General features: G+C 67.8%; 4 protein-coding genes. 3 read left to right on the top strand and 1 reads right to left on the bottom strand.

Annotated features, from left to right (window positions below):
• Positions 1 to 1,217: NAD(P)-dependent malic enzyme (locus tag IH13_RS0110415; RefSeq protein WP_031083152.1), on the bottom strand; the 1,217-nt coding region annotated here is incomplete at its 3' end.
• A 526-nt stretch (positions 1,218 to 1,743) separates the two neighbouring features.
• Between IH13_RS0110415 and IH13_RS0110410 the strand changes: the two genes are divergently transcribed.
• From IH13_RS0110410 to IH13_RS0110400, 3 genes are all read left to right on the top strand, one after another.
• Positions 1,744 to 2,706 carry an ABC transporter substrate-binding protein gene (locus tag IH13_RS0110410; protein ID WP_031083151.1) on the top strand — a complete coding sequence of 321 codons (963 nt, stop codon included), beginning with the start codon at positions 1,744 to 1,746 and terminating at the stop codon, positions 2,704 to 2,706.
• Positions 2,707 to 2,733: 27 nt separating this feature from the next.
• Positions 2,734 to 3,702, top strand: coding sequence for an amino acid ABC transporter permease (locus tag IH13_RS0110405; protein WP_031083149.1), 969 nt, complete (start codon positions 2,734 to 2,736; stop codon positions 3,700 to 3,702).
• Positions 3,699 to 4,173 (top strand): amino acid ABC transporter ATP-binding protein (locus tag IH13_RS0110400; RefSeq protein ID WP_158791119.1); only part of this gene is annotated, 475 nt, incomplete at its 3' end. The genes IH13_RS0110405 and IH13_RS0110400, both read left to right, overlap by 4 nt.

The raw sequence follows: 4,173 nt of genomic DNA, 5'->3' as shown, positions 1-4,173 counted from the left end.
GCCGCCGCCGCCAAAGCGGCCGTGACCGCCGGGGCGACCCGCTCGTCGAACGGGGACGGGATGACGTAGTCGGCGGACAGTTCGTCACCGACGACGTCCGCCAGCGCGTTCGCCGCGGCGATCTTCATGCCCTCGGTGATCCGGGAGGCCCGCACCTGGAGCGCCCCCGCGAAGATGCCGGGGAACGCGAGCACGTTGTTGATCTGGTTCGGGTAGTCCGACCGGCCGGTCGCCACCACGGACGCGTACCTGTGCGCGACCTCGGGGTGGACCTCGGGGTTCGGGTTGGCCATGGCGAACACGAACGCGCCGGGTGCCATCGAGGCGACGGCCGGCTCGGGGACCGTGCCGCCGGAGACGCCGATGAAGACATCGGCGCCGGCCAGCGCCGTTTCCAGGGACCCGGTGAGGCCCGCCCGGTTGGTGAGCTCGGCCAGTTCCCGCTTGACGTCCGTGAGGTCGTCGCGGTCCTTGCTGACGATGCCCTTGCGGTCGGCGACGGCGACGTCGCCGACCCCCGCCTCCAGCAGGAACTTCGCGATGGCCACACCGGCGGCGCCCGCGCCCGAGATGACCGCGCGCAGATCACCGAGCGCGCGGCCGGAGAGCTTCGCCGCGTTCCGCAGGGCGGCGAGCGTCACCACCGCCGTACCGTGCTGGTCGTCGTGGAAGACCGGGATGTCCAGGCGCTCCTGGAGCTTGCGCTCGATCTCGAAGCACCGGGGCGCCGAGATGTCCTCCAGGTTGACCCCGCCGAAGGACGGCGCGAGGCGCACCACGGTGTCGACGATCTCGTCCGCGTCGGTGGTGGCGAGCGCGATCGGGACGGCGTCGACACCGCCGAACTGCTTGAAGAGGATGGCCTTGCCCTCCATCACGGGGAGGGAGGCCTCCGGGCCGATGTCGCCCAGGCCGAGCACCGCGGTGCCGTCCGTCACGACGGCCACGACCTGGGACTTCCAGGTGTAGTCGTGGACGAGTTCGGGCTTTTCCGCGATGGCGCTGCACACCTTGGCGACGCCGGGCGTGTACGCGAGGGAAAGGTCGTCCTTGTCGCGGATCGGGACGGTGGACTGCACCGCCATCTTCCCGCCGCGATGCAGGGCGAAGGCCGGGTCGAAGGGCTCGTCCGTACCGTTGACGCCGTCCGCACCGGCTGCACCGGCCGTACCGTGCGTCGTGCTGTCGCTGCGAGGATTGACGATCTCCGCTGCCATTGTGTTGACCCCTTAAGTCTTCATCATGTGAGGGTGGCCACTCCTGGTTGAGGAGGGGTGGGCGGGCACCGCGTACGTGTGCTCCCGGCGGCGGGCGGTCGGGCCGCTCCCGCCGGGGTGGTACGTGCGCGCGGGCGCGCCGCACACGCGCCCTGAGCCCCGGATGAGGGGTGTAAAGGTCTTTCTTACCCGACGGACCAGGCCCGGGACGAGTCCATATCAACGCGGTGACGTGACTCATAGTCGAATATCTGGACAAGTCCACCAAGGGACACAAAGACGGTCCACGGGTCGAGACGTACCGGAGATTCTCCGGAGGAAAACTCGAATACCAACGGATGATCCGGCCTTACGGCACAGCCCTGTTGGGGTCCGGGGGTCACCCGTTATCCGATTTTGACATGCCCGGCCCCCTTGATGGACCCGTCCGAATGACAAGATGCCCTAATCACACACGGTGGCGGCACTCGAAGGTACGTGCGTACCCACCTGATCAGCATTCCCTCACCGCCGGAGGACATCGATCATGACCGCAAGCACCCTCTGTCGCGCGACCGCGAAGTCCCGGATTGCCGCGGTCTGCGCGGTCGCGGTCGCCGGCACCCTGCTGCTGACCGCCTGTGGCGACCAGACCGACAGCGGTTCGACGAAGGCCGGTGACTCCACCGCCTCCAAGAGCGGCGCCCCGCTCTTCGACAAGCTGCCGGAGAAGTACCAGAAGTCCGGTGTCATCAAGGTCGGCACCAATGCCGAGTACGCCCCGATGGAATCCGTCGAGAACGGCGAGATCGTCGGCGTCGACCCGGACATCGCCGAGGCCCTCGGAAAGCAGCTCGGCGTGAAGTTCGAGTTCACCTCGGGTTCCTTCGACGGACTGATCACCGCTCTGAACACCGGCCGCCACGACATCGCCATGTCGTCCATCACGGACAACAAGCAGCGTCAGGAAGGCCTCGACGAGGGCGGCAAGAAGCTCGGCAAGGGCGTCGACTTCGTCGACTACTTCCTGGCCGGCACCGCCGTCTACACGAAGAAGGGCAACCCCGAGGGCATCAAGTCCATCGAGGACCTGTGCGGCAAGGTCGCGGCGGTGCAGATCGGCACGACGTACGAAGCGGCTCTCAAGACGCAGTCCAAGGCCTGCACGGACGGTGGCGAGAAGGCCGTCAAGATCGAGCGTTTCGAGAACGACACCGAGGCGCAGACCCGCGTGAAGTCGGGCGGCGCGGTCGCCGGCGTCAACGACTACCCGGTCGCGGTCGACCTGGCCCGCAAGGCCGGCGGCGGCAACGACTTCGAGGTGGTCGGCGAGCAGGTCGACGCGGGCCCGTTCGGTATCGCGGTCAGCAAGGAGAACACCGAACTGCGCGACGTCCTCAAGGAGGCCGTGGACGCGATCATCGCCGACGGCTCCTACAAGGCGGTGCTCGACAAGTGGGGTGCCGGTACCGGCGCGATCGACAAGGCCGCCGTCAACGGCGGCAAGTGACCGGCGCACCACCGAAGGGCAGTCACCGTGACTGACAAGTTCGACAAGGGGCCCGGCGGACCGTCGGCCGCCGTCGCGCCCGTCTCCGAGGCCACCACCCTCGCACCGGAGACCATCACAGCCGTTCCCGTCCGGCACTACGGCCGCTGGATCAGCGCCGTGGTCGTCGTCGCTCTGCTCGCCGCCCTGGTGTACGCCTTCTCGCAGGGCAACATCCAGTGGCACGCGGTCCAGGACAAGCTGTTCGACGACACCGTGCTGGCCGGCGCCGGCCGCACGCTGATGATCAGCGTGCTCGCCATGATCCTCGGCGTGGCCCTGGGTGTGGTCCTCGCCGTCATGCGGCTCTCGAAGAACCCGGTGACCAGCTGGGTCGCCTGGCTCTACATCTGGTTCTTCCGCGGCACGCCCGTCTACGTACAGCTGCTGCTCTGGTTCAACCTGGCCCTGGTCTTCCCGGTCCTCAACATCCCGTTCGTCTACAAGGACGAGATGACCGACGTGATGACCCCGTTCATGTGCGCCCTGCTGGGGCTCGGCCTCAACGAGGCCGCGTACATGGCGGAGATCTGCCGGGCGGGCATCCAGTCGGTGGACGAGGGCCAGACCGAGGCCTCGCACGCGCTGGGCATGACGCAGGCCAAGACCATGCGCCGCGTGGTGCTCCCGCAGGCGCTGCGGGTCATCATCCCGCCGACCGGCAACGAGTTCATCAACATGCTGAAGACCTCTTCGCTGGTGTACGCCGTCACCTACAACGAACTGCTGCGCTCCACGTCGCAGATCGGCTCGACCAGTTACGCGGTGATGGAGATGCTCTTCGTCGCCTCGATCTGGTACATCGTCATGACCAGCGTCTTCAGTGTGGGCCAGTACTACCTGGAGCGCCGCTACGCCCGGGGCACGCTGCGGAGTCTGCCGCTCACCCCCTTCCAGCGGGTCAGGGCGGCCCTCACCTCCTTCAGCAACCGTCCCTCGGGAGGTGTCTCCGCATGACCGCCATGGTGAAGGCCGAGGGCGTCCACAAGTCCTTCGGTACCGCGCACATCCTCAAGGGCATCGACCTGGAGGTCGCCCCGCGTGAGGTCTTCTGCCTGATCGGCCCGTCCGGCTCCGGCAAGTCGACGTTCCTGCGGTGCATCAACCACCTGGAGAAGATCAACGCCGGCCGGCTGTACGTCGACGGCGACCTGGTCGGCTACCGGCAGAAGGGCGACCGGCTCCACGAGCTCAAGGACAGCGAGGTCGCCCTGAAGCGCCGGGACATCGGCATGGTCTTCCAGCGCTTCAACCTGTTCCCGCACATGACGGCGGTCGAGAACGTCATGGAGGCGCCGGTCCAGGTCAAGGGCGAGGCCAAGGCCGTCGCCCGGGCACGCGCCGAACGGCTCCTGGACCGCGTCGGCCTGTCGGACAAGGCGGGGAACTACCCCTCGCAGCTCTCCGGCGGCCAGCAGCAGCGGGGGG

Source organism: Streptomyces sp. NRRL WC-3549 (assembly GCF_000721935.1).
Classification (GTDB): domain Bacteria; phylum Actinomycetota; class Actinomycetes; order Streptomycetales; family Streptomycetaceae; genus Streptomyces.
The sequence above is the reverse complement of the archived record's forward strand: the minus strand, read 5'-3'. Positions and strand labels throughout refer to the sequence as shown.